Source organism: Kineosporia babensis (assembly GCF_021129305.1).
Classification (GTDB): domain Bacteria; phylum Actinomycetota; class Actinomycetes; order Actinomycetales; family Kineosporiaceae; genus Kineosporia; species Kineosporia babensis.
In genome coordinates, this window is sequence record NZ_JAJOMB010000008.1 from 86,604 (window position 1) to 112,328 (window position 25,725).

The window sequence follows — 25,725 nt, forward strand, 5'->3', positions numbered from 1 at the left end:
TGTCTAGGGCCGGGAAACCAGCTCGGGCGAGGACTCCTCGGCGACAGGCAGCGGCTCGTCGGCCGGATCGACCGACAGGTGCGGCAGGATCCGGTCCAGCCAGCCCGGCAGCCACCAGTTGGCGTTGCCGAAGGCGTGCATCAGGGCCGGGACCAGGATGGTCCGGATCAGGAAGGCGTCGATCGCCACGGCCGCGGCCAGGCCCACCCCGAACTCGGCGATCACCCGCTGGCCCTCAAGGATGAAGGCGGAGAACACCACGATCATGATCAGCGCGGCCGCGGTGATCACCCGGCCGGTCTCGGCCTGGCCGACGAAAACCGCCCGGGCGTTGTCACGGGTGTGGTGCCACTCCTCGTGCATCCGGCTGACCAGGAACACCTGGTAGTCCATCGAGAGCCCGAACAGCACCGCCAGCATGATCACCGGCAGGAAGGCCTCGACCGGGCCACCCGGCCCGGCGCCGATCAGCTCCGAGCCCCAGCCCCACTGGAACACCGCCACCAGCACGCCGAACGAGGCGGCGGCCGCGATCAGGTTCATCACCGCGGCGGTCAGCGGCACCACCACGCTGCGGAAGGCGATCAGCAGCAGCAGGAAGCCCAGGCCGATGATCACCCCGATGAACAACGGCAGCTGGCTGGTGAGCTCGTCGGCGAAGTCGTCGAAGATCGCGGTCGCGCCACCAACGTAGACGTCCATCGTGGTGCCGCTCTCGGCCGGCGGGATCACGTCCTGGCGCAGCCGCTGGATCAGCTGGCTGGTCTCCTCGTCCTGCGGCGAGCTGGTCGGGATCACCTGGACGATGCCCAGCGGCGCGCCCGGTTCGACCGGGGCCGCCTGCACTGCGGCCACGCCCGGGGTGCTCTCCAGCGAACTGGCCAGCGCGGTCAGGGCCTGGGCGTCGGAGTCCGCGCCGAGCTCGGCCACCAGCAGCAGCGGGCCGTTCGAGCCGGGGCCGAAGCCCTCGGCGAGCAGGTCGTACGCCTGCCGGGTGGTGCTGGACTCCGGGTCGTTGCCGGAGTCGGACAGGCCGAGCCGGACCGAGAGGGCAGGCAGCGACAGCACCAGGATCAGCGCGGTGGCGACCACCCCGAAAACCGCCTTGCGACTGGCGATCCGGTTCGCCCAGCGGCCCCAGAAGCCCTCCTGCGCATGGCTGGCCGAAGGCCCGTCCTCGGCCATCCGCTGCCGCTCGCGACGGCTGAGCAGACGCATCCCGAAGAAGCCCAGCGCGGCCGGCAGCAACGTCATCGCGGCCAGCACCGTGGCCAGAACCGTTACCGCAGCGCCGATTCCCATCCCGGCCAGGAAGTCCACGCCCAGCACGAGCAGACCCAGCAGCGCGATCACCACCGTGCCGCCGGCGAACAGCACCGCCCGGCCCGAGGTGTTCAGCGCCCGGATCGCCGCTTCCTCCGGGTCAATTCCGGACTTCAGGTTGTTCCGGTAGCGGGTCACGATGAAGAGCGCGTAGTCGATCCCCACACCCAGGCCGATCAGCGCGGCCAGGGTCGGGGCGATCGTCGAGAGCGTCATCCCGAAGGAGAGCTGGCCGATCGTCAGAATGCCCACGCCGACGCCGAAAAGCGCCACCAGGATCGGCATCAGGCTGGCGAAGAACGAGCCGAAGGCGATGAACAGGATCACCGCGGCCGCGGCCACCCCGATCAGCTCGGCCGTGCCGCCGATCTCCTGCGAGGCAGCCTGGATCACCTGGCCGCCCAGTTCGACCTGCAGCCCGTCGCCGTCGATCGCCTGAGCGGTGTCGATCACCTCCTCGACGTCCTCGACCGGGATGTTCGCGGCCTGGGTGTCGAACTGGATGTTGGCGAAGGCGATCGTGCCGTCCGGGCCGACCTGCCCGGCCCCGGCCTCGTCGTACGGGCTGGTCACCGCGGCCACGTGCGGCAGTTCGGCGATCTCGGCCAGCATCGGGCTCACCCGCTGCTGCACGGCGGCGTCGGACACCAGGCCGTTCTCGGTGTGGAACACGATCTGCCCGGTGTCCCCGGCCTGGGCCGGGCTGGCCTCCTCGAGCAGTTCGAGCGCCGTGAAGGACTCGCTGCCCGGCAGGCTGAAGTCGTCCTGGTACGAGGTACCGCGCACGGCGGTGGTGGTGCCGAGGGCGACGAGCAACGCCACCCAGAGCCCGAGAACTACGTACCGGTGCTGATAGCACCAGCGAGCGAGTGCGGACATGACGAAATCGCCCCTCCAGATGGATTGCCTGAGACCCGGCTCCCGATCGGCAGTGATCAGCGGCACCGGTCTTTAGCAAGGATCGTGATCACGACCGCCCGGCACATCGTCCAGGCATCGACATCTGGGACTACTGCATGCGCGGTACGACCCCGAGCCGCGCAGTAGGGTCACAAGGCAGACTTGTGACGAGCCAGGTGCGGAACCCGTTCCCGGCGAACGGGAACCGAACCAGACTCGACCGTGTGACCGTGACCGCTCCCTTACGCCCCGTTCCTGCTCCTGCTCCTGCTCCCGCCCGGGCCGGGCTCGCCGCCTCGGTGGCGCCCAACTGGTTCGCCGCCGTGATGGGAACCGGGATCGTCGCGACCGCCGCCGTCGCGCTGCCCAACGGTGGCGAGATGCGCGCCTTCGCCACCTGCGCCTGGCTTCTGGCCACCGCCCTGCTGCTGCTCTTCGCCGGTGCGAGCGCAGCGCAGTGGATCGGTCACCGGGCGAAGGCTCAGGCCCATCACCGTCATCCGGTCATTGCGCACTTCTACGGCGCCCCACCGATGGCCTTACTCACCGTCGGTGCGGGCACCCTGCTGTTCGGTGACGACCTGATCGGGGCCCGTGCCGCCGTGACGATCGCCTGGACCCTGTGGGTTCTGGGCACGGCGCTGGGACTGGCCAGCGCTTTCGCCGTCCCCTATTGGCACTTCACCGGTGCGCTCGGGCAGGCCTCCCGGAACCCGGACGCGGCCTTCGGCGGCTGGCTGATGTCGGTCGTGCCACCGATGGTCTCGGCCGCGACCGGTGCTGCACTGTTGCCGCACACTCCGGCCGGCCAGGGGCGGCTCACCTTGCTGCTGGCGCTGTACGGCCTGTTCGGGATCAGCCTGATCGCCTCGATCGTGCTGATCACCCAGCTCTGGACCCGGCTGGTGCAGCACGGTCTGCCGCCGGCCCGGCTGGTGCCGACGCTGTGGATCGTGCTCGGCCCGCTGGGTCAGTCGGCCACCGCGGCGAACCTGATCGGCCGTCAGGCAGGCACCGCGATCGAGGATCCGTACGCCACCGCCCTGCGTGCCTTCGGCCTGGTCTACGGCCTTCCAGTACTGGGTTTCGCGCTGCTGTGGGCAGCCCTGGCGCTGGCCCTGACCGTCCGCACCGCCCGCTCCCCGCAGGGCCTGCCGTTCGCCCCGACCTGGTGGGCCTTCACCTTCCCGCTCGGCACCTGTGTCACCGCCGCTGCGGCCCTGGGCACCGCCACCGGAGCCGTCGCGCTCGGCTGGCTGGCCGCCTTCCTGTTCACCGGGCTGCTCAGCGGCTGGCTGATCGCCGCGGTCGGAAGCCTGAATTCGCTACGCGCGAACAGCCGCAAATCCGCACCTCCGGTCTGGGGTTACACGATCTGAGCGGTCCGCCTGAACAGCAGGCAACCACAGTGAAATCCTCGGCCCAACGGCGTAACGCGGTGTTCATCGCCGACCCCTACCTTCGGAGCTTCGGCACCAGAACTTCGGCGAGAGATCTGGCGTGACGGAGGGGAAGATCAGGCGCATGAACACAGCCCGCACACCAGACGGTCCGCTGGACGTCCCCACGATCGATCTGTCCCGGTTCCGCGAGGGCTCTGCGGCCGAGCGCGCCGCGGTGGCCGCCGAACTGGACCGGGCTGCGTCCACCATCGGCCTGATGCGGGTCTCCGGGCACCGGATCGACGCTTCTGTGGTGGCCGGACTGGGCGCCGCGATGGACGGTTTCTTCGGCCTGCCGATGTGGCAGAAGAAGGCCCTGCGCCCGGCATCGGCGGAGTACAACCGCGGGTACACCCCGCCCCGGGCCGAACGGCTCAGCCTGCAGCCGGGGGCGAGTTCACCCGCCGAGGAGTTCGAGGCCTTCAACGTCGGCCGCAGCGCCGAGGACTTCCCCGGCCTCGGTCTGGACGAACTGCAGTACGCGCCCAACCTCTGGCCGCTTCGCCCAGAAAGCTTCGAGACGGGGGTGATGGCCTGGTTCGGCGAGGCCGCCCGGGTGGCCCGCGAGGTCACGTCGGTGATGGCAGTCGCCCTCGGCCTGGACGAGAAGTTCTTCGCCGGCTACCAGGATCACGCCCTCGAGGTGCTGCGGCTGAACAACTATCGGGTTCCGGCCGGTGAAACCACGACGAGCGGCGAGCCGGTCGGGCTGGGCGCCCACACCGACAGCGGCATTCTCACCGTGCTCTGGGCCGATCCGGACATCCGAGGCCTGCAGGTCCTGGATGATTCGGGCGTCTGGCACGATGTGATCGCCTCACCCGGAACCCTTCTGGTTAATCTCGGCGACCTGCTGGCCCGCTGGACGAACGACCGCTGGATCTCCGCCCAGCACCGGGTTCTGGCTCCCACCGATCGCGAAGGCCTTCTGGTGCGCCGCCGTTCGGCCGCCTTCTTCCACGACGGCAACGCCGACGCCGTCATCTCGGTCCTGCCCGGCTGCGCCACCGGTGAGGAACCGGTCCACTACGAGTCAGTCACCGTCGCCGATCATCTCGCGGCCAAACTGCACGCCCCGAGAACGCCCCTGGACGAACGCGTTCCGGGCTGATCAGCCGGTCAACGCGAGAACGCGGCGGGCTGGGTGTCCATCAGCAGCACGAACATCTCGTCCCGCCAGTCCCGCGCTCCGGCGGGGTAGTTGCGCATCTGGTCCCAGTACTCGTCCACTGCTTCCCGGGCCGCCGCAGACAGCCGCGAACCGGACGGATCGTCGATCTGGTCGCCGAAAGCGGCAACCCCCTCGGCAATTCCGAGCAGGCGTTCGAGCAGGACCGCGGAGGGGTTCATGCCCGGAGCATCGGCAAACGGGTGAACGTCCTTGACGCTTCGCCGCTGCAGTTCAAGGGCAAATGGGGGACGTTGTGACTGGCTACCGCCGACGCCGTCCGGTTTTCGACGGGTTCGGTCGGCACCTCACTTCAGGGTGATCTTGTCCTGCACCCGGCGGCCGATCTCGGTGAGCTGACCCAGCTGCTCGGCGGTGAGTTGCTCGATCAGCATCTCCCGCACGGCCCGCACGTGACCGGGTGCGCTGGCGGCGAGCTTGGCCCGCCCGGCCTCGGTCAGCTCCGCGTTCATCCCCCGGCGGTCCTCTTCGCATTCCACCCGGCGCACCCAGCCGGCCTGCTCGGCGCGGGTGACCGCGCGGGTGACCCCGCTGCGGGTGGAAAGGGTCAGGTCGGCCAGTTCACGCATCCGCAGCCGATTGTTCGGTGCCTCGGACAGCCGGACCAGGATGTCGTAGTCGGTGAGCGTGAGGTCCGAATCCGCCGCGAGCTGACGGTCCAGCGCCGCGAACAGCATCCGCGTACTGTCCAGGAGGGCCCGCCAGGCCGCCTGCTCGGTACCGCTCAGCCAGTCGGTCTCGCCAGAGCCTGATTCGTCACGCACCCGGTCGAGTTTAGCGATATTAGTTGACGGCGCAATGACCTCGGTGGCAGCATGGTGGTTGCCGGTGCAACGACTACGCGCGCATCACGTCTTCCCCCAAGGCGTCGCGCCGCGACTGCACCGGCTGCTGCAAGTACCGCTTGCCGTCCTGCCTACCCCCCTCCGAGGCAGGACGGCAAGCGATCTTTTGCGCCCGCTCCGGCGGGTACGACGAAGGCCCGGACCGAGTTCTCGGTCCGGGCCTTCGTCGCACTCCGAGTGGTTTACTCCTGCTCAATGCCTCGGCGGCTCAGCGCTTGAAGGCGTCCTTCACGTTCTCGCCGGCCTGCTTCACGTCGGCCGAGGCCTGGTCCGCGCGACCCTCGTTCTCGAGGCGCTCGTTGTCCGTGACCTTGCCGACGGCTTCCTTGGCCTTGCCGGCCACGTTCTGGGCAGTGTTCTTGATCTTGTCGGTGGCGCTCATCGACAGGCCTCCTCAACATCTTGGCGACTCAGGTGCATCCGGGACGCCGGGCGTCCCTCTGAACCTCACTCTGCCCCGCCTGGCCGTTCCCGCAACTCAGGGAGGTCACCCATACGCGCAGAAGTAGAAAGTCAGGGTTTCCAATCTCGGAAGTCTGAGTTTCACTATTGCCCATGAGTGACGAACTGGAAGCGATTCTCAGGAGCGTCGCCTCGGGGGAGATGAGTCCCGAAGCGGCCATGAAGGCGATGGACGAGCAGAAGGCCCGCGAGGCGCAGGCCGCCGCCGCGCCCAGCCGGCCCGCCCCGGCTTCGCCGATCTTCGGCTCGGCCAAGTCCGCCCCCTCGTTCCGGGCCGGAGGCACCCCGCCGGTCAACGGCCCGATCACCGGGATCCGGGTGCTCGGCTCGTACCGCTCGGTGCAGATCGTGGCCGATCCGGCAGTGGCCCAGCTGTACGTGACCGGCTCGCACCGGATCACCCAGGAAGGCACCACGCTGATCGTCTCCGGCACCGGCCCGCTCGACGAGCCGAGCGCCGACCGGCCGCCGAACAGCGGCAACCTGTTCGGCAACTTCAGCTTCAGCGACCTGCCCAAGACCATCACCTGGGCCCGGTCCTGGAAGGAGCACCAGCTGGAGATCCGGGTCAACCCCGAGCTGCTGGTCGAGCTGGAGACCACCGGCGCCGAGGTGAAGCTGAACGGCCTGGTCGGTGGCCTGAAGGCACGGGTGGTGGCGAGCTCGCTGAAGGCCGACAAGCTGCGTGGCCCGCTCGACCTCGAGGCGGTCTCGTCCTCGGTGAAGGTCAGCGCCGTGCCGCTGGGCGAGTCCCGGCTGACGGCCGAGTCCTCCTCGGCCCGGCTGACCCTGCTCGAGGGCAGTGACCTGCGGATCTCGGGCAGCAACCGGATGGGCCGGCTGCAGCTGCCGGACCGCCCGGTCAGCACCCTGCCGCTGGACGACCAGGTCACCGAGAGCGTCGTCGGCAACGGCCGCGACCTGCTGCGGGTCGAGGCGGTCATGAGCTCGGTGACGGTCGGCGCCCAGGTCTGGGACGAGGTCCCGCTTTGAGCCCGACCACGTCCGGCCGCTCCGGATCGCCCGACCATCCCAGCTACCGGGCACCTCACCAGTGCCCGGTCTGCGCCGAGGACCTGCATGTGACCCAGCTGGGCTGCGACTCCTGCGGCACCGGGCTCAGCGGTCACTTCGAGCACTGCGACTTCTGCGCCCTGGAACAGTCCGAGCTCGACGTGCTCCGGGTCTTCCTGGCCTCCCGCGGGAACATGAAGGAGCTGGAGCGCCACCTCGGTGTCAGCTACCCCACCGCCCGCGCCCGCTTCGACGACCTACTGGCCAAGCTCGGCCTCAAACCCACCTCCCCCGCCGGTCCCGCTGGCCCGGCAGGTGCGGCCGGGCCCGCCGAGCCGGAACCGCAGGACGAGCAGACCCGGCTGAACACCCTGCAGGCCCTGGCCACCGGCGAGCTCGACGTGGCCGCAGCCCGCAAGCTCCTCGGCACCTGAACAGTTTCCGGTCGACCGATGGGACAGGTGACCACCAAGTGCGGGGGTGTACCAGCCGCCTGCCCCATCGGACCGGAAGAATTGCCCCTTGGTGTCGCCTGCCTCGTCCAGTCCCAGCTCGACGAGGTCGGCAGATCTGCCGGCATTCCGCGGGCCCGCCACGCCCGCAGCCGGCGGACGGCATTCGTTCGCATCAGCAGATCCGGTGCGACCACAGCCCTCGAGCGGGTGCACGGCCGGAGCCCTCGGGCCACCGGAGGGGATGTCCCGCCGGCCCCTGACCGTGCACTCGCCCGTGCGGCCCGATCCACACCGGGTTTGCGATGCAGCCTCACGCCGGACCGCTCAGGGCCATGACGCATGGTCAGCGATGCAACGCCGCGTGCTCGAAAGCCGGTAGGAGGGTTTCCCGCATTGCGTACATCGAGTACGCCCGGAACCAGGTGTACACATTTCGTGGGAGGCGTTCCTGGTCTCGCCGAACCTCGCACCGCAGATGGTGAAGGCCTCACGTGCTCCGGCCAGAAGAGGAACCCGGTTCGCCCAGATGTCGGCCGATGTGGCCGGTGGGACTCCTCGCAATGGTTTTCCAGGCCGGACGCAGTCAGACGGCGTCACTCGTAGCCTTGAACTTCCCGGGCCTCCGATCCACTTCACCGGTGCTGGCCGACCTTGGTCGAGGCCGCTGCGGCCGCCTGTCGGCCGATCCGGGAGGAGCGTCTCAACCTGCTGAAACATAGTGGACGGAGGGCGAATACAACGGTTCCGACTGAATGGCCATGGCCCACCTCGAGGTAGGGTGATGGACACTGGCTCTGCCGGAATCCTTTGGTAGTTGTACGGTTGCGCCGCCGTGGCCCGAGAGGAACGACCGGCCAACGACATCCGGCGTCCTTGGCTACTGGCGGAACCCGACCAGCCGAAACAATGCGCGCACCGGCTGTTTAGGAAATGCCTTGGCATCCGCTGCAGTAGCGAGGAGATGCCCGGGGCGTCGGCTGACGTGGCCGGTGGAGCCCCTCCCAGCAGCGTTCTACGTGGGGCAACAGCGAACACGGTCAGATGGTTTCACGAGTGCCTGTAGTAGACATGGAATTTCGAACGGCTATAGGTGCGGACCCATGGATACCACGGTAGGTGTGGCAGTGAGCACGCCCCTGGGTCCGGCTGTGAGCCCCCTTGGAGGCGTGGCCCGAGAGGTACGGCAGGAGGTGCGCGGCCCGCGGGAACCGCGGTAGGTGCGGCCCGGGAGCGTCATGTCCAGGGCGTCGGCGGTGCCGCCCACCGCCTCGTCGGTCGCGTCGTGACTGTGTGGCGAGTTTGGACACGACTGTGGTTACGGCCGTAGGCGCGGCCCGCGAGCACTGCCTGCGAGTGCAGCCTACGGAGGTGACCTAAAGGTTGTGGCCCACGGTGTGGTTCTGGGGCGCGGTGTTTGGGGTTGTGGTCGAGGCGGTTACTGGGTCTGCGAGAGGTCGATGCCGTCTTCGGTGGTGGTGCCGTCCTGGCTCTGGTCGCTCTGGTCGCTCTGGTCCTGGCCGAACTGCTGGCCGAAGCCCTGGTCCTGACCGAACTGCTGACCGAAGCCGCCGTCCTGGCCGAAGGGCGTGGTACCGGAACCGCTCTGGCCCTGGGTGGTCTGGTCCTGACCCGTCTGGCCTTGATCCGTCTGACCCTGCCCCGTCTGACCCTGACCTGTCTGCCCCTGGTCGGTCTGACCTTGCCCGGTCTGGCCCTGGCCCTGCTGTCCTTGCTGACCCTGGCCGGTCTGACCCTGACCACCGGGCATCTGGCCGCCGAAGCCGCCCATGCCACCTCCGCCGAAACCGTTCTGCCCGTCGGTGGTGCTGGAGACCGATGAACTGCCCTGGTCGTGGCCGACCACGTATCCCGTGGCGAAACCGACCCCGAGCAGAAGGATTCCGCCGATGACGGCGGTGGCCAGAGGCGTCTTCAATTTCTGGACGAAACTGCCTTGCCGCCCGGGCTTCTGCCCCACGGGGGCCTGGCCGAGGTGCTCCTGCGGCACCTCGAAGGTCATCGAGGGTGCGGCGTTCGGCTGGCCGAGCGGGGCGGCGGTGGGCTGGTGCGGCGGGAAGGCCGGCTGAACCGCAGGTGCGACCGGCGAGGTCAGCGGCTGGCCCGATGACTGCGCCGCAAGCTGAGCCGGCTGCTGGGTCGGCTGGTGGCTGGATGGCTGGCTCAGCTGCTCGTTCGGGCCGGCGAGAGAATTCTGGCCGGCGAGCGAGTTCTGGCCTGCTAGCGAGGTCTGACCAGCGGGCAAGTTCGAGCCGGCGGGCAAGTTCTGGCCGGCGGCCGGGGCGTCGGAGCCCGGGTGCGGCGGCGCCCACATCATGTTCGGGCCGCTCGGCTGCGTCTGGCTCAGCGCCTGGTCCTGCACTTGAGTCTGTGCCTGCGCCTGGTTCTGGGTGGCCGGCTGGTTGCTCACCGGCGCGGCGATGGTCTGCCCCTGGTTGTCTGCCATGCGTCCCAGAGTTCGGTCTGCGGATGGGCAGAGGCCGGATCCGGGCTGTGAACGAGCTATGAAGCTCCCACTCACCCACCGGCCCGAACCACACAAAGGTGCGCACCCCGTCCAAAAGCAAGAAGCCGGTGGCCACCCTCCAATGGCCACCGGCTCCCCTTCGGGAAAGCTCTACTTCACTTCGCGGCGCATCGTGCGGACCGTGCCGATCACCAGCGGCAGCACCACCCACAGCAGCGAGGAGGTGAAGATCTTCAGCCACTGGTCACCCGTGGCCCCACCATCACCGAGCTCAGCCGTGGTGAGGCTGAAGTTCAGCCAGTCCTGCGCGTTCTCCAGCGCGGAGACCAGGCCGAGCAGGATGAAGGCGTTGGGCAGGATGAAGAAGCTGACGATGGAGATCGGGGTGTTCCCGAACAGCAGGCCGAAGCCGACCCCGCAGGCGAAGTAGAGCAGCATGTAGGCGAGCAGTTCGCCCAGCACCCGGGCGGACAGGTCCCAGGCCCCCCGCTCGGCCCCGGCGAACACCGTGGCCAGCGCGGCGATCGGGATGATCACCGCCAGGGTCAGGGTGGCCAGGGCCATGGCGGCCAGGAACTTCGCCGCGATCACGCGGCCGCGCTGCGGCACCAGGGTGAACGTGGTCAGGGCGGTGCGCTGCGACCATTCGCTGGTCACGGTCAGGATCCCGAGCACCGGGCCGAGGATGGCGATCGGCTGGAACGCCATCTGGATGTAGGTCTGGACGGTCCGGTCGCCTTCGCCGAAGTACGCCAGGCCCCCGATCATCACGGCCGAGAGCAGAGCCACGACGGTGAGCAGCCAGCGCCCGGCCCGGGTGTTGCCCATCTTGCGCAGTTCGATCCAGGTCAGCCGGGCGATGCCGGGGCGGCTGACCTTGGTGTCCTGGGTGGCGCCGGGGACGGCCCAGGCCGGCAGCGTGGTCGGGGCGCTCATCGCACGGCCTCCATCGGGGTGTTGGTCGGGTTGATCGCACCGGCCGGTGCGGCAGCGTTCGCAGAGGCGGTGAGCTGGAGGAACAGCGCTTCCAGCCCGGCGCCGTCGGCGGTGCGCAGTTCGGTCAGGACCGTTCCGGTGGCAGCAGCGGCGCGCCCCACCTGGAGCGGTTCGGCATCTACCAGCAGGGCGCCGTCGGCGGTGGGGGTGACGTTGTGGCCGGAGCCCTGCAGAGCCTGGGCCAGCTGGTTCGGCTCCACTGCCCGGACCAGCGTGCCCGCCCCGGCCAGCAGCTCCTCCTTGCTGCCGTTGGCCGCGATCCGGCCGTTGCCGATCACCACCAGCCGGTCGGCCACCGCTTCGACCTCGTGCAGCAGGTGCGAGGACAGCAGGACCGTGCCGCCCCGGTCGGCGTACTCGCGCAGCAGACCGCGCATCCAGAAGATGCCTTCCGGGTCCAGGCCGTTGGCCGGCTCGTCCAGCACCAGGGTGGACGGATTGCCGAGCAGGGCGTGGGCCAGGCCGAGGCGCTGGCGCATGCCCAGGGAGTAGTTGCCGACCCGCTTGTCCGCGGCCTTCTTGTCCAGGCCGACCAGCTCGAGCATCTGGGTGACCCGCTCGCGGGGCAGGCCGAGGACCATGGTGCCGAGGGTCAGCACCTCGCGGCCGGTGCGGCCGGCGTGCTGGGCCGAGGCGTCGAGCAGGACCCCGACCGAACGGCCCGGGTTGGGCAGCGCGCGGTACGGGGACCCGTCGATCAGCGCGGTACCGCTGCTGGCCGAGGTCAGACCGCACAGGATTCGCATCGTGGTGGACTTGCCGGCGCCGTTCGGGCCGAGGAAACCCGTGACGGTGCCGGTCTCGCACCGGAAGGAGACGGCATCGACGGCCGTCTGGGTGCCGTATCTCTTCGTCAGGTTCTCGATCTCGATCACGGGAACCATCCTTCCGAACCGTCCCCTACTCGCGCGTCCGTCTTGCGAACGATCCAGTGACGCCGGGGGATGGCTCCGAGTCAGACGAAAGTAGGTCCGGATGAGTACCTCGGTATTCCTTAGGTCGTGGTGACGCATCCGGTCGGGTGCCTACCGTGGTGCCGTGAGCCCGTCCCCCTCAGCCGGCCGAACGCCGCTGCGCCGGAAGCTGGCCGGCTGGCTGCCGGCCGAGTTCGGCGAATCGGTGCCCGAACGACCGGCACCCCGCTCGGTGCGCGACTGGATCGTCGACGTCAATCTGTTCGTGCTGTTCGGGTCGCTCGGCTTCCTGTTCTGGTGGCTGCAGCGAGACGCCTCACCACCGCAGGTACCCGAACCCGTCTTCTGGCTCGACCTGGTGCTCGGGGTGCCCTGCCTGGTGCTGATCTGGTGGCGGCGGCGCTGGCCCACCCGGATCGCGCTGCTGATGCTGCCCGCGGCGCTGATCTCGACGATCGCGGCGCTGCCGGCCCTGCTGCTGGTCTACACGGTGGCGGTGCGGCGGCCGCTGCGGATCCTGACGGTGGTCGCCGTGCTTCATATCGCCGCGGTGATCGGCTACACGATGCTCCGGCCGGATGAAGGCACCTCGGCCTTCACCGCGATCACGGTCAGCGCGATGGCGGTGTTCGGGGTGGTGGCCTGGGGTTTGTTCGGCCGGGCCCGGTACGAGCTGATCCTTTCGCTGCGGGACCGGGCCGAGCGGGCCGAGTCCGAGCGCAACCTGCTGCTGGAGCAGGCCCGGCACTCGGAGCGCACCCGGATCGCCCGCGAGATGCACGACGTGCTGGGCCACCGGATCTCGCTGATCAGCCTGCACGCCGGGGCTCTGGAGTTCCGCGCGGACAAGGCCGGGCCGGAGGTGGCGGAGTCGGCGGCGGTGATCCGGGCCAGCGCTCGCCAGGCTCTGCAGGATCTGCGTGAGGTGATCGGGGTGCTGCGGGCCGGGGGCGAGGAGGATTCACCGGATCGGCCGCAGCCCACGCTGGCCGATCTGCCCGGCCTGGTGCAGGAGTCCCGGCAGGCCGGGATGAACGTCCAGCTGAACTGTGATTATCCGCCGGACGAGCCACCGTTCGCCTTGATCGGCCGGACCACCTACCGGATTGTCCAGGAGGGGCTGACGAACGCCCGCAAGCATGCTCCGAACACGGCTGTGCGGGTTACGGTCTCGGGCCGGCCGGGGGTGGGGCTGGATGTGACGGTGGTGAATCGGCCTCCGCTGGATCCGCCTTCGGGGTTGCCGGGAGCCGGGCAGGGCCTGGTCGGGCTGGCCGAACGGGTGAGTCTGGCTCAGGGCCGGCTGGAGCACGGGTGGACGCCGGTGGGGGACTTTCGGCTGGCGGTCTGGCTTCCGTGGCCGGCCGGGGACGAAGAGCAACAGCAACGGACGTCGGTGCGCGAGGAGGCGGAAACGTCCGGGTGAGTAGTGGCAGGGTTGAGGGGTGGAGGACGCCGTGAGTACTGAACCGCCGGTCCGGGTGCTGATCGTGGACGACGACGCTCTGGTGCGGGCGGCGCTGAGGATGATGCTGTCCGGCAGTGAGCACGTCGATGTCGCCGGTGAGGCCGAGGACGGGTCGCAGGTGCCCGAGGCCGTGCAGCGGCTGCGTCCGGACGTGGTGCTGATGGACATCCGGATGCCCCGCGTGGACGGCCTGGCCGCCACCGAGCACCTGGCCCGGACCCCGTCACCACCGCAGATCATCGTGCTGACCACGTTCGACGCCGACGAGTACGTGCTCCGGGCGCTACGGGCCGGAGCCAGCGGCTTCCTGCTGAAGGACACTCCCCCGGCCGAACTGGTCCGGGCCATCCGCACGGTGGCGCAGGGCGAGGCCATGCTCTCGCCCACGGTCACCCGGCGGCTGATCGATCACATGGGCGCGCCCGCCACGACCGGGGTCACCGATCGCCGCAAGGCCGCCCGCGAGCGCCTGCAACTGCTCAGCGAGCGGGAACGGGAAGTGGCGGTCGCGGTCGGCCTGGGCAAGGCCAACGCCGAGATCGCCGAGGACCTGTACATGAGCGTGGCCACGGTGAAGGCGCACGTGTCGCGGGTGATGACCAAGCTGGACGCCACCAACCGGGTCCAGATCGCCATCCTCGCCCACGACGCCGAACTGGCCTGAGCCGGACCGGGCTCAGTCTTCGCAGTACCGGTTCCAGGCGGCCTCGGCCTCGTCGTCACGCCCGGCTCCGCCGAGCACGGCGGCCAGGCGGGCGCCCAGGCCGTGGGTCTGCTCCTGCTCACCGGCCTGGGCAGCGCCTTCGGCGGCCTCGCGCAGGTCGGCCACTGCACCCTCCAGGTCACCCAGCTCGGCCCGCAACTGCCCGCGCAGACCCTGCAGGTCGCGCGCCGACCAGGCATCGTCGAGCCGGCGATAGTCGTCCACCAGCCCGTCGGCCACCTCCATCGCCTCCGCGAAGTACCCGGAAAGGGCCAGCAGCCGGGCCTTCTGCTCGGCCACCGCGACCCGGTGCCAGCGCATCTGGTGCTCGGCCATGGCCAGCTCGGCCGGCTGCAGCCGCCGCCCGGCCAGTTGCTGGCCCCAGGCGTCCAGCGTGGCCTCGGCCTCGTCGAGGGCTTCCAGCGCGGCCTCATCCCCCGCCGCCGCCCGGACCGGGGTGACTCGTTCCCGGCGGCAGGTGGTGGCGCGGGCGTAATCGCCGCCGGACTCGGCCAGTTCGGCGGCCCGCAGCAGGTCGGCCGCCACCCGTACCGGAGGGCCGGGCAGTCGCGCGGCCAGCTGCCAGGCCTCGGCCTGACCGATCGGGTTGCCGTTGCGGGCGTGCCACTGCGCGCTGCGGATCACCAGCCGCCGGACCGGGCCGACCGGTGTTCCGGCCGTCGAATTGGCCTCTGCCGCAGCGAAGGCCGCCGCTCCGGCCAGGTGCATGCGCGAGGCCACCTCGATCGAGATGTCGCCGGGGACCGGCTCCACCTCGTCGGGAGCGGTGCCCGGCAACTTCAGCGGTGCGGTCTCCAGACCTTCAGCCCGCAGCACGTCCACCACATCGGCCAAGGCCGCCTCGGCCGCCGCAGCCGCCGCGAACGGACGATCGAGAGCAAGCAGCACGCGGGAGAGGTCGACCCGGCACTGCCCGGCGAGCGCCGGGGGCGCGTACTTGTCCAGCAGCGGCACGGCCCGGGCCAGGTCGGCAGCGGCCAGCGAGGTCTCGCCGGAGCGGTGGCGCAGCATGGCCGAAGCCGCCAGCAGGGTACCGAGAACCGGCCCTTCGCCGGACCTCTCGGCGTCTTCCACCGCGGTGTGCCAGACCGCCAGGGCCGCGCCCGGATCGGTCTCGGCCAGCAGGGTGGCCAGATCGGCTCCGGCCTGGGCCCGCTCCAGGGGCCGCAGGCCCTCCGGCAAGGTGGCCACGGCCTGCATCAATGTGCTCACGGCGTTGTGCCGCGGTTCGTCCCGGGCCCGCAACCGCAGCATCCGGGTGAGCGCCCGCAGGTGCCGGTGCTCAAGGCGTTCCGGTGGCACCGAGCGCAGCTGGGCCACCGACGTCTCCAACGGATCGAAGTTCACCAGGTCGAGGGTCTGCGCCAGCTCACGCAGTTCCTCCGGTGACATCTCGGCCCGCAGCTTCTCCATCGCGTCCAGCCGGCGCCGCGGCTGCTGGATGTCCTCGCCGTCCGAGAACGGGCGCTGGCCGGGCGAGTTCAGCGGCGTCACCGGGATCGGGGTGGTCATGAAGGGCCCGATGAGAGACGTCGGCATGGACACCGGCCCGAACGGCTCGGCAACCATCGGGTCGTGGATCGGCTGAACCTCGGCCTCTTCGTCCGCCTCCGGCTCGGGCTCCGGTTCCGCCTGCTCGGCGGCCGGCGACGAGACCGGCAGCAGCCCGGTGACCGCCTCCGGCACCGAGCCGTGCACCGGGACCAGCTGCGAGATCTGTTCCGGCACGGGCACTCCGGCCGAGGCCGCGATCTCCCGGGCCAGCACCAGCCGGGACAGTGCCTCCCCGAGATCCGGGCCCGGGGCGAGTCCGGCCACCTCGGCGGTGATCTCCTCGATCCGGTCCATCGCCGGGCCCGGCTCCATCAGCCGGTTCTGCGCGGAGGCGAGCACACAGGCCTGGTCGTGCAGCAGCGCCTCCAGGGTCAGGCCGGCGTCCCGCAACCGCCGCGTGGCCGTCTGCGCCGCCTCCAGCAGGACGGGCGCCTCCAGCGGCAGGCCGAGCGCGGGATCGACCGGGTGCGAAGAGATCTCGTCCAGCGCGAGCCAGCCGTCCAGCCGGGCCGCGGCCTGCTCGGCCTCGGAGTCGCCCTGGGTCTGCGCCGTGGCTCGCAGCTGGCGCCAGGCGGTCAGCACCGTCTGCATTGCCTCGACCGCGTCGGTCCGCAGCCCGTCCTCGAATTCCTTGGCCAGCACGGTGATGTCGGAAGGAACCCCGTCGCCCTCGGCCCGGCGACCGGCCCGCACCGGCGGCGCCCATTCCTCGCGCCCGGCCCGGTCGAAGGCCTCCAGCGGCATGTCCGGCAGGGCGCCCGCGCCGAGCGTCTCGCGCAGCCGGTCGCCGATCGTCGAGGTCTCGTTGCGCTGATCGAAAAGAGCCGCCAGGCGAGCGCTCTCGGCCAGCGCCTTCTCGCCCAGGCGGGCCACCGTGAGGTCCTGGTCGTCGGCCAGTGCCGGGGGCAGCGTGCTCGCCCGGGCGGCGGGCAGCACGATCTCGCCGGAGCGCCCGGCCTCGGTCAGCCCCCAGACCAGCCGGGTGATCGCCGCCGTGGTGTTCAGCTGCTCGAGCGGTTCGGGTGCGGCGGCCAGCGCGGGCAGCCATTCGCGCAGCAGCTCCAGGCCGTAGCGCAGCCGCCCGGACCGGGCGCAGACCAGGATCTCGTCGGCGGCTGCTGTTCCCCGGATCGCGTCGGCGGCCAGCACGTCGGCCGCTGCCTCACCGGCGATCCCGGCCGCAGCCGCCGCCGTGGCCAGCTGGGCCCGGATCAGACGGACGGCCCGGACGTGTTCCGAGGCCGCCGCCCCGACCGCACCGGTGCGCAGCAGGGCCGGCAACGCGGCCCCGATGACCCCGGCCGGTTGCGCGACGCACTCGAACGCCGGCGCCCGCAGGGCCGGACCGGCGTGCTCGATCGCCCGCTGGTAGGCGCCCAGCTCCACCAGGTAGCGCACCTGTTCCGCCCGCTCGCACTCGGCACAGCCGATGCCGACCGGCGAAGGGCCCGCCGCCAGCCAGGCCTCGAGCAGTTCCCCGGTCGCCTGGATGCCCTGCACGTGCTGGGCGAACAGGAACCGCGCCCGCAGCACCGGCCCGGGGTGCTCCCCGGCGTCGGCGTAGCGCTGCTCAGCACCGGTGGCGAGGTGGTTCAGCAGTGAGCGCGACACGTCCGGGTAGGGCAGCAGCCCGACGGTGGCCGCGGCCAGGTCGGCCAGCACCTGGCTGCGCAGCTGGTCGGCCATCCAGCCGGGCGCCTCGTCGTAGCGGGCGGTCAGCCAGGCCAGCAGCTCCGGCACCCGGTCGGGCCGGCCTCCGCTCAGGCAGGCGGTCAGCAGGCGGCTGCGGATCTGGGTGCCCAGCCGGCCGACCTCATGCGCCCCGCCGGCCCGGGTCACCGACGGCAGCAGCCCGTCCAGGGCCCCGATCCGCTCGGGTCCCGCGGGCAGGCTCTCGGCCGCGGCCAGGGCCGCGCGGATCTCATCGGACGCCGTGCTCACCCGACCGATCATGCCCTTTCCGGGCGTCTCGTGTGCGTCGAGGAGGCCAAGAGACAGGTCCGCTACGCCAAGGGAGAAAACCCGTTGCCCCCGGTGGGCGGCGGTACGTACCTTCGTGGCACACGGGAAGGGAGGTGGTCCGAAAAGTGATTTCACATCGGACGCGTGAGGTGACGGCCGCCTAGGCGCCGTCGTTCCGGACGGACTGCTCTCGAAGCCCGAGAGTATTTCCTGGTCGACGAGCGACCGGCGAAATCCAAGGCAGTCACCGCAGCCCGCAGGGGTCCGCTTCGTCCAGCGGACACCGCCGGAGAATCCGGCGAGCCTGCGGGCTGTTGCCTGCCCGGGGTTGTGGTTCCTGACCAGAACCGCCGCCCGCCTCCTGACCAGAACCGCCGCCCGCGGACGTCCCCGATTGCGATCCGTCTGCGTACGGTCGGTGAAGTAATCCCTCTCAGACCCCTGGTGGATGGTGCCTGCTGGCCCGGTGTCCGACAATGGCCCGGTGAGCGACCTCATCGACACCACCGAGATGTATCTGAGAACGATTTTCGAGCTCGAGGAAGAGGGCGTCGTCCCGCTCCGGGCCCGGATCGCAGAACGTCTGGGTCACTCGGGGCCGACCGTGTCCCAGACCGTCGCCCGGATGGAACGGGACGGCCTCCTGCACGTCACCGGGGACCGGCACCTCGAGCTGACCGAGATCGGCCGGGCCAAGGCGACCCGGGTGATGCGCAAGCACCGCCTCGCCGAGCGGCTGCTGCTCGACGTGATCGGCCTGGAGTGGGAACTCGTGCACGACGAGGCCTGCCGCTGGGAGCACGTGATGAGCGACCACGTGGAGCAGAAGCTCCTGAAGATGCTGGCCGGGCCGATGGAGAGCCCGTACGGCAATCCGATCCCCGGCCTGGAGGAGCTCGGCGGTCCGCAGGCGGCCCCGGGCGCCTTCCGCGAGGGGGTGCTGAGCCTGCCGGACGCGGTGGCGGCGAGCGCGTCCTCCGCCCCGGCCGGTCACGAGCTGATGATCCGCCGGCTCGGCGAGCGCCTGCAGATCGACACCGAGCTGATGAAGCAGCTGCAGGGGGCCGGCATGGTCCCGGGCTCGCGGGTGCAGGCGCAGCGCACCCCCACCGGCTACCTGATCAATGTGGTCAAGGTGCCACAGGTGCGCTCGGCCGAGGCCGACGGTGGGGTGGCCCTGCTGGCCGACGTGGCCCGGCACGTCTTCGTCGAAGCCGTCTGAGCCCCACCAGACCCACAGCTCACACAGGAGCCTCGTTCCGGACGCCGGAGCGGGGCTCCTCGGCTTTGCGAAGCACGCGGACGGAGAACAGAACAGCCTTCCGGACGGCCCCCTTGCTGCACCGCCCCACACCGCTCGATCGGGCCGGAGAGCTACTATCAGAAGCTCCGCAGACTGGTCAAAGCCGGACGGCCGGATCCGAGGTTTCCGCAGCGTGTCGAGCTGAACGCGGGGTTACAGATGCTTGTGAGGCTTCTGTGGATCGCCGGAACGGTCCAGCGCCGAGGTCCGATCGAGCTACCGATGGTGACCCGAAGGGGTGAACTCAGTCACTAAACGTAAAGTTTTGTGGGTGGGCCGTGACCCAGACGTGACATGACTTCGCCGGGTCAGGTAGCTTCACGTTCGCTTCTCTCCCTCCGAGAGGCCCCCGAGGTGGACGCCTAGCTCTGCCACCACCCCGGGGCAAACGAACACCGCATGGCAGAGGCGGGGGACCCATTTCCGGGCGTCCGTAGTTCAGGACGTCCTTGGGGTGAAGCCGCGACACCGCCTGTGAATCAGGTGGATCCGGCCGGGTGACTTCTCCCACCCGAACCCGACAGCTGACCTCGTAGGCGTCCCGGAGAGGTAAACCGTGACCACTCGCGCCACGGCGCGCCATCGCGCGCCCGTTCGTGCTGCAACACCCCTGACGTCCCTCGGGACGGCCGTCACCGGACAGATGTCGGTGATCGGTCGAGGCGGGGCCGTGATCGCCATGTCCGGCGGTCTGGTCGCCTCGATGGGCATGTCCTCGCAGGCATCCACCCGCACCGCTCCCGGTGCCGAGGCCGCGGCTCCGGCCACTGCCCCGATCGCCGTACAGCCCGCCGCCGCCTTCTCCAGCGCGCTGATCGCCGCGCCGGGCAGCGCGCAGACTTCGTCCGTACCCCTCACCGCTCCGGTCGCCGCGACGGTATCCTTCGAAAGCAGTGATTTCACCGCAATACCGAAGAAGGTCGTTGTCTCCGCCGCGAGCGGGGAGTTGTCGACGGGTTCGAACGTGTCCAGTTCTTACGGCAGTGCCGCGGGAGCCTCGGTGCTCTCCGTGGCCTCCCGCTACATCGGAGTTCCGTACCGTTACGGCGGCCTCACGCCGAGCGGCTGGGACTGCTCCGGTGCGATGCAGCACATCTACGGTCAGATCGGGGTGAAGCTGCCCCGCACGGCCAACCAGCAGATGCTGGCGTCCAAGGCGATCCCGCGCTCCGAGGCGCAGCCGGGCGACCTGGTCTTCTTCAGCAACGGTGGCGCGGCCTACCACGTGGCCATCTACGCCGGCGGCAACCTGATGTACGACTCGGGCCGGACCGGCAAGTCGTTCAGCAAGCGGGAGATCTGGACCAGCGCGGTCACCTTCGGGCGGCCGCCCTCGGCCTGACGGCCTGATCCGTGAACCAGCACAAGCCTCGCCCCCACCGGCGGGGCTTGTGCTGTTTCCCCAGACTTCATCCCGCGGTGACGTGTGCGGCGCAGATCACTGGGAGAAAGGGAGTGATCTGGTCCGGGGTTGCCGCTTACCCTGTCTCCCAAGGTCCGACAAGCTGGCATACCGGTGAGGAGGTCGCAGTGGCTCATCACATACGCGACTTCTTGTCGGCCAGGGCGCGGGCCCATACCGGGTTACCGGGGCAACACCGGCAAGTCCGCACCACCAGCTCGTTCGAGATACCAGGCGGCCGTGTGCCGCCCACCCAAGGCGTCGTTCCTCACGGAACGGCGCCTTTTGTCGTCCGGGACCCAGGAGGTGGCCGCTCATGCGCACCCTCGTTCTGAACGCCGGCTATGAGCCGTTGGCCGTCGTCTCCTTCCGCCGGGCCGTCGTGCTCGTCCTCGCCGGCAAGGCCGCCGTGGTCGAGAGCGGCCCGCATCCGGTGATCAGCGAGATGCTGACCGTTCCCCGGCCGTCGGTGATCGTGCTGTCCAGATACGTCAAGGTTCCGCACGGGCGGGTGATCCCGGTCAGCCGGCGCGGGGTGCTGCGGCGGGACGAGCATCGCTGCGGGTACTGCGAGGCGCACGCCACCACCATCGACCACGTGCTGCCGCGCAGCCGGGGCGGGCAGGACACCTGGGAGAACCTGGTGGCCTGCTGCATGCGGTGCAACAACGTCAAGGGCAACCGCACGCCGGAGGAGATGGGCTGGCAGCTGTCCACCCGGCCGCGGCCACCGCGCGGGCCGGCCTGGGTGGTCCGCGGTGCGGACGTGCGCGAACCATCCTGGGAGGAATACCTGGGTTCAGCCGCCTAGGACCAAAGCACAGACCGCCCCTGCTGAAGTTTCAGCAGGGGCGGTCTGCGACTGCCACGGTCTGATCCAGTGAGTCCCTCCAACCTCTGGCTCAGACCGGGAGATCCATCTGCGAGAGCACTGCGGTGGGACGCCACCAACCGGCCAAGAATTGCCTGACCGGGCTGGTGAGAAGATTCTGGTGCACCGGCGCTCTCGGCGCCGGTGCGTCGAAGAGCCTGCCACACTGATGCTGATTTAGCAAAGTGTCATGACTGCACGTAATCGTGCATTCGATCTCGGCAGGTCATCCGGACCGACCGATACGTAAAGCGAAATCAGCTGTCCGCCGAGTGCCCGCCCGCATCGAGCCGCATCGAGCCGGTCCAGTCCGATCCGGGCGTCAGCTCGACCGGCTGCAGCACCGCCGGCTCGATGCAGACCCAGCCGCGCTCGGCCCCGTCCGGCACGTCGCCCAGCCCGTGCCCGGCACCCGGGTTCCAGACCACCCGGTCGGGAAAACCGTTGGCCGTGACCACCAATCGCCCCAGCTGCGGGTCCTCCAGAGCGACCGGATCGCCCGCCCCCTCGATCGCGACGTCCCGAGTGGTGAGGGCCTCGATGGCGCCGCCGGGCTCGCCCAGGACGAACTCCGGACCACCGGTGCTGTCCGCCGCCACCCGGCCGCCGAGCCCGGTGATCACCGCAGCAGGGTCACCGACTGTGAAGTAGCTGTGCAGGGCCGCGGTAAAACTCCAGGTCTCGTCCGACGGGTTGCGCGCGGTCAGCTCCAGGTCGAGGGTCTGGCCCTGCGCCCGGGCGGTCAGCTCCAGCTCGAAGGCGTGCGGCCAGACCTTGCGGGTTTCCTCGTCGTCCACCAGTCGCGCGCTCCACACGCCCGGTCCGGCCTCCACCTGGGTCCAGGCGCGGTTGCGGGCCAGGCCGTGCTTGGGCAGCGGACCCCGGCCGGCGAACTGCGGGAAGATCACCGGCACGCCACCCCGAATAGCCAGCCCCGGGCCACATTCCGCGGTGGGGCTGAGCCACAGCCGGGGCCGGCCACCGGCCGGGGTCCAGCCGGTGACGTGCCCGCCGTGGGTGCAGACCGTCAGCTCGGCGCCGTCCGGCGCGGTCAGGGTCTGCGAAGTACATGGATCGATTGCCATGTTCAGCATTCTGGCTGGCGGCGAGCCTTGGTCCGAGCCCGCCGCGCTTTAGGTCGTGTTTTGAAAGTCCATGCCTACTGCGGGGCACCCGGTGGCCGCCTGGACTGCGCCGTTGGAACGCCCACGTAGAACACCGCTACGAGGGCGTCCCAACGGCTTGCCAGACGACCACCGGGCACCTCCTCGCTACGGCAGCGACTTCCAAAACACTCCCTAAACGCGAATGCTGAACGCGTATACCCACCGCTAGCATCGTCGGCGGTAAAACCCTTCCTGGTGAAAGGTCCTTCGATGCACGACCCGCGCGCCCTGCTCGACCCGGGCACCGAGGCGGTCCGACGGCTCGCCCGCCGTGGCTACACCCTCGACGTGCCCGCCCTGGAAGAGCTCCTGTCCAGCCGCAACGCCGGTATCAAGACGGCCGACGACCTGCGCGCGGAGTCCAAGAAGCTGGCCGCGGAGGTGGGGAAGACCGCCAAGGCCGGAGGCGACGTGAGCGCGCTCAAGGAACGCGCCCGGCAGATCAAGGACGAGATCAAGCAGGCCGAGGAAGGCGTCGAGCAGAAGGCCGCCGACCTGCGCGAGTGGATGCTCAGCATCCCCAACCTGCCGCTGGACTCGCTGCCCGACGGCTTCAGCGACGAGGACGCCACCGAGATCCGGACCTGGGGCACTCCCCCGGAGTTCGACTTCACCCCGCTCGACCACGTCGATCTGGGCGAGCGCACCGGCATCCTCGACTTCGCCCGGGCCACCAAGCTGTCCGGCCCGCGGTTCCGGGTCGCCAAGGGGGCGGGCGCGGCGCTGGAGCGCGGCCTGGTCTCGTTCTTCCTCGACACCCACATCCGCGAGCACGGGTACACCGAGTTCGCGGTGCCGCATCTGGTCAGCCCCACGGCGCTGGTCGGCACCGGGCAGCTGCCCAAGTTCGAGGAGGACCTGTTCCGCACCTCGGCCGGCAGCCGGGACCTGTACCTGATCCCGACCGCCGAGGTGCCGCTGACCAACCTGCACGCGGACGAGATCGTCGAGCCCGGTGAGCTGCCGCTGGCCTACACCGCCTGGACGCCGTGCTTCCGCTCGGAGGCCGGTTCGTACGGCCGGGACACCCGTGGGCTGATCCGGGTCCACGAGTTCGAGAAGGTCGAGATGGTGCGGATCTGCGCCCCCGACCAGTCCCAGAACGAGCTGGAAAAGCTGGTGGGGCACGCCGAGGCCCTGTTGCAGAAGCTCGGCCTGGCGCACCGGGTGATCCTGCTGGCGGCTGGCGACACCGGTTTCGGCGCGCAGATGACGTACGACGTGGAGGTCTGGCTGCCCGGGCAGAACGCCTTCCGGGAGATCTCGTCCTGCTCGGACTGCGGCCAGTTCCAGGGCCGGCGGGCCAACATCCGGACCCGCACCGAGGACGGCAAGCGCGAGTTCGTGGCCACGCTGAACGGTTCGGGGCTGCCGATCGGGCGGACCGTGGCCGCTCTGCTGGAGAACGGTCAGCAGGCCGACGGGTCGATCGTGATCCCCGAGGCGCTGGCCAAGTACACCGGTTTCAGCACCATCCACGCCGACGGCAAGACCGACTGATCAGCCGGAGACGTTCGGGCCGACCTCGGTCGGGGTGATCCGGATCAGACAGCGCTGGTCCTTCTCCATCACCTCCCGGTACTCGTCCCAGTCCGGGTGCTCGCCGCTGATGTCCCTGTAGTAGTCCACCAGCAGGGGCATCGCGGCGGGCAGGGCGACGACCTCGACCGGGCCCGCGATCTGCACCCAGTCGCCGTAGAAGGCATCGGTGAAGACCGACAGCCAGGCCCGAGGGTCACGGCGCAGGTGCTTGACCTTGATCGCGGTCTCCCGGCTGCTGATCACCACCTGGGTGCCGTCGGTGGAGACGCCGACGGTCACCGGTGACATCTGTGGACTGCCGTCCTTCTTCAGGGTGGTGAGGACGGCGTGGTGGTTCTCCCGGCAGAACGCGAGTGCTTCCTGGATATCCATCCCGCCATCCTGAACCACAACGGCGCACGCACCACGCGACTCGAGCGGAAACGTCGCCGATCAAGCACCAACCGGGGACGTTCGCGCTGACTTGAGTGGGCCCGTCACCCGTCCCGCATCAATGGGGGACGTTCGTGCGGACCGCGCCCACAAACGTCCCCCATTTGTTTTTTCGAAAGTTCTAGGCGGCCTGTTCCACGCGCTTGGCCTCGATCCGGTTCTCCTTGGGCCACTTCACGTTCCAGACCCAGCCGGCCTTCTCGAACAGCCAGATCACCCGGGCCGAGATGTCGATCTGACCAGGGTCGACGCCGTGCCGGGCGCAGGTCGGGTCGGCGTGGTGCAGGTTGTGCCAGCTCTCGCCGAAGCTCGGGATCGCCAGCAGCCAGACGTTGGAGGCGCGGTCCTTGAGCGTGGTCTTGAACGGCCGCTCGCCCATCACGTGGCAGACCGAGTTGACCGACCAGGTGACGTGGTGGATCAGCGCGATCCGGACCAGGCCGGCCCAGAAGTAGGCGGTGACGAAGCCGTGCCAGGACTGCGTGAGCAGGCCGCCCACGATCGCCGGGCCGAACAGGCTGAGCAGCAGGAACCCCACGAAGTTCTTCTGGATGAAGCGGATGTCCGGGTCGGCCACCAGGTCCGGGGCGAAGCGCCGCGAGTTCGAGTTCTCCCGGGTGAACAGCCAGCCCATGTGCGCCCAGATCATGCCCTTGGCCAGCGCCGGAACCGTCTCGCCGAAACGCCAGGGCGAGTGCGGGTCGTTCTCCTCGTCGGAGAACTGGTGGTGCCGGCGGTGGTCGGCGACCCAGCGGATCGGCGCACCCTCGATCGCCATCGTCCCGGCCACGGTCAGCAGGATCCGCATCGGGCGCTTGGCCTTGAACGCGCCGTGGGTCAGGTAGCGGTGGAAGCCGACGGTCACGCCCAGGCCGGTGAACAGGTACATCACCGCGAAAAGGATCACGTCGGTCCAGCCCAGCCAGCCGCCCGTCCAGGCCACCGGCACGGCCGCGGCGACCGCGACCAGGGGCGCGACGACGAAGAACCACAGGAACGCGATCTCCACGTTGCTCTTGCGGCCGTAGGTCAGCGGTAATTGCGGACGTTGTGGTTTGCGCTTCTTGTCGGCCGCCCCGTTCGCAGGGGTCGGGTCGCTCGTTGCTGCGGACATGCCGGGCCCCTGCTCTGCTTCGTCGGGTGGGAACTTTTGCTTACGTAACCGTAAGCTACGTACCCGTAGGTTGCGCAAGGGTTTGACTCGGGTGAAGCAAGTGACTCGCCGGAAGCCCGTCCGGATTGGCACCTGGTACCCATCGCCCGACACAATCCTTTT

At 69.8% G+C, this 25,725-nt stretch carries 21 protein-coding genes and 1 riboswitch; of the genes, 10 read left to right on the top strand and 11 right to left on the bottom strand.

The annotated features are described in order from the left end of the window. Positions 1-3: 3 nt before the first annotated feature. The gene (locus LR394_RS16625) at positions 4-2,202 is read right to left on the bottom strand and encodes an MMPL family transporter (protein WP_231442859.1); all 2,199 of its coding nucleotides are present in this window, start codon (positions 2,200-2,202) and stop codon (positions 4-6) included. A 245-nt stretch (positions 2,203-2,447) separates the two neighbouring features. On the opposite strand from LR394_RS16625, the gene LR394_RS16630 reads away from it, so the two are divergent. Together LR394_RS16630 and LR394_RS16635 are read left to right on the top strand one after the other, a co-directional pair. Next, positions 2,448-3,602, top strand: coding sequence for a TDT family transporter (locus tag LR394_RS16630; RefSeq protein WP_231442862.1), 1,155 nt, complete (start codon positions 2,448-2,450; stop codon positions 3,600-3,602). A gap of 145 nt (positions 3,603-3,747) precedes the next feature. Further along, positions 3,748-4,776 carry an isopenicillin N synthase family dioxygenase gene (locus LR394_RS16635; protein ID WP_231442864.1) on the top strand — a complete coding sequence of 343 codons (1,029 nt, stop codon included), beginning with the start codon at positions 3,748-3,750 and terminating at the stop codon, positions 4,774-4,776. 8 nt (positions 4,777-4,784) lie between these two features. On the opposite strand, the gene LR394_RS16640 is transcribed toward LR394_RS16635, so the two are convergent. The 3 genes from LR394_RS16640 to LR394_RS16650 all read right to left on the bottom strand — a co-directional run bounded on the left by LR394_RS16640 (position 4,785) and on the right by LR394_RS16650 (position 6,081). Next, the gene (locus tag LR394_RS16640) at positions 4,785-5,015 is read right to left on the bottom strand and encodes a hypothetical protein (RefSeq protein WP_231442865.1); all 231 of its coding nucleotides are present in this window, start codon (positions 5,013-5,015) and stop codon (positions 4,785-4,787) included. Positions 5,016-5,141: 126 nt separating this feature from the next. Further along, positions 5,142-5,618 carry a MarR family winged helix-turn-helix transcriptional regulator gene (locus LR394_RS16645; protein WP_231442867.1) on the bottom strand — a complete coding sequence of 159 codons (477 nt, stop codon included), beginning with the start codon at positions 5,616-5,618 and terminating at the stop codon, positions 5,142-5,144. A 289-nt stretch (positions 5,619-5,907) separates the two neighbouring features. Then, entirely contained in the window at positions 5,908-6,081 is a 174-nt protein-coding gene (locus LR394_RS16650; protein WP_231442869.1) for a CsbD family protein, read from the bottom strand. 173 nt (positions 6,082-6,254) lie between these two features. Between LR394_RS16650 and LR394_RS16655 the strand changes: the two genes are divergently transcribed. Beyond that, positions 6,255-7,154 (top strand): hypothetical protein, encoded by a 900-nt coding sequence (locus LR394_RS16655; protein ID WP_231442871.1) that lies wholly within the window; start codon positions 6,255-6,257, stop codon positions 7,152-7,154. Then, positions 7,151-7,609, top strand: coding sequence for a DUF2089 domain-containing protein (locus LR394_RS16660; RefSeq protein WP_231442873.1), 459 nt, complete (start codon positions 7,151-7,153; stop codon positions 7,607-7,609). Before LR394_RS16655 ends, LR394_RS16660 begins: the two co-directional genes overlap by 4 nt. A 1,456-nt stretch (positions 7,610-9,065) precedes the next feature. Here the strand turns inward: LR394_RS16660 and LR394_RS16665 are convergent. The 3 genes from LR394_RS16665 to LR394_RS16675 form a co-directional block, all read right to left on the bottom strand. Next, entirely contained in the window at positions 9,066-10,094 is a 1,029-nt protein-coding gene (locus LR394_RS16665; RefSeq protein WP_231442875.1) for a polyadenylate binding domain-containing protein, read from the bottom strand. Positions 10,095-10,265: 171 nt separating this feature from the next. Then, complete coding sequence (locus tag LR394_RS16670) at positions 10,266-11,051, bottom strand: ABC transporter permease (protein WP_231442877.1); 786 nt, start codon at positions 11,049-11,051, stop codon at positions 10,266-10,268. Next, the gene (locus tag LR394_RS16675; protein ID WP_231442879.1) at positions 11,048-11,986 is read right to left on the bottom strand and encodes an ABC transporter ATP-binding protein; all 939 of its coding nucleotides are present in this window, start codon (positions 11,984-11,986) and stop codon (positions 11,048-11,050) included. Before LR394_RS16675 ends, LR394_RS16670 begins: the two co-directional genes overlap by 4 nt. A gap of 163 nt (positions 11,987-12,149) precedes the next feature. Between LR394_RS16675 and LR394_RS42995 the strand changes: the two genes are divergently transcribed. Both LR394_RS42995 and LR394_RS16685 read left to right on the top strand, forming a co-directional pair. Then, positions 12,150-13,451, top strand: coding sequence for a sensor histidine kinase (locus tag LR394_RS42995; RefSeq protein ID WP_231442881.1), 1,302 nt, complete (start codon positions 12,150-12,152; stop codon positions 13,449-13,451). 31 nt (positions 13,452-13,482) lie between these two features. Next, positions 13,483-14,157 carry a response regulator transcription factor gene (locus tag LR394_RS16685; protein ID WP_231442883.1) on the top strand — a complete coding sequence of 225 codons (675 nt, stop codon included), beginning with the start codon at positions 13,483-13,485 and terminating at the stop codon, positions 14,155-14,157. A gap of 12 nt (positions 14,158-14,169) precedes the next feature. Here LR394_RS16685 and LR394_RS16690 read toward each other — a convergent pair whose 3' ends face one another. Continuing rightward, the gene (locus LR394_RS16690) at positions 14,170-17,712 is read right to left on the bottom strand and encodes a hypothetical protein (protein ID WP_231442885.1); all 3,543 of its coding nucleotides are present in this window, start codon (positions 17,710-17,712) and stop codon (positions 14,170-14,172) included. Positions 17,713-18,217: 505 nt separating this feature from the next. Between LR394_RS16690 and LR394_RS16695 the strand changes: the two genes are divergently transcribed. The 3 genes from LR394_RS16695 (at position 18,218) to LR394_RS16705 (ending at position 21,249) form a co-directional block, all read left to right on the top strand. Next, positions 18,218-18,955 (top strand): metal-dependent transcriptional regulator, encoded by a 738-nt coding sequence (locus tag LR394_RS16695; RefSeq protein WP_231442887.1) that lies wholly within the window; start codon positions 18,218-18,220, stop codon positions 18,953-18,955. Positions 18,956-19,419: 464 nt separating this feature from the next. After that, positions 19,420-19,590, top strand: a riboswitch (cyclic di-AMP (ydaO/yuaA leader). Between the two features lie 125 nt (positions 19,591-19,715). Continuing rightward, a complete protein-coding gene (locus tag LR394_RS16700) occupies positions 19,716-20,378 on the top strand; it encodes a C40 family peptidase (protein ID WP_231443205.1) in 663 nt (220 codons plus the stop codon). A 376-nt stretch (positions 20,379-20,754) separates the two neighbouring features. Continuing rightward, positions 20,755-21,249 carry an HNH endonuclease gene (locus LR394_RS16705; protein WP_231442889.1) on the top strand — a complete coding sequence of 165 codons (495 nt, stop codon included), beginning with the start codon at positions 20,755-20,757 and terminating at the stop codon, positions 21,247-21,249. A 317-nt stretch (positions 21,250-21,566) separates the two neighbouring features. Here LR394_RS16705 and LR394_RS16710 read toward each other — a convergent pair whose 3' ends face one another. Then, entirely contained in the window at positions 21,567-22,394 is an 828-nt protein-coding gene (locus LR394_RS16710) for a D-hexose-6-phosphate mutarotase (RefSeq protein ID WP_231442891.1), read from the bottom strand. 291 nt (positions 22,395-22,685) lie between these two features. On the opposite strand from LR394_RS16710, the gene serS reads away from it, so the two are divergent. Beyond that, entirely contained in the window at positions 22,686-23,975 is a 1,290-nt protein-coding gene (serS, locus tag LR394_RS16715; protein ID WP_231442893.1) for a serine--tRNA ligase, read from the top strand. Here the strand turns inward: serS and LR394_RS16720 are convergent, their stop codons facing one another. Both LR394_RS16720 and LR394_RS16725 read right to left on the bottom strand, forming a co-directional pair. Beyond that, positions 23,976-24,389, bottom strand: a complete 414-nt coding sequence (locus tag LR394_RS16720; protein WP_231442895.1) for a PPOX class F420-dependent oxidoreductase — start codon at positions 24,387-24,389, stop codon at positions 23,976-23,978. A 181-nt stretch (positions 24,390-24,570) separates the two neighbouring features. Further along, complete coding sequence (locus LR394_RS16725) at positions 24,571-25,563, bottom strand: acyl-CoA desaturase (RefSeq protein ID WP_231442897.1); 993 nt, start codon at positions 25,561-25,563, stop codon at positions 24,571-24,573. Between the last annotated feature and the right edge of the window lie 162 nt (positions 25,564-25,725).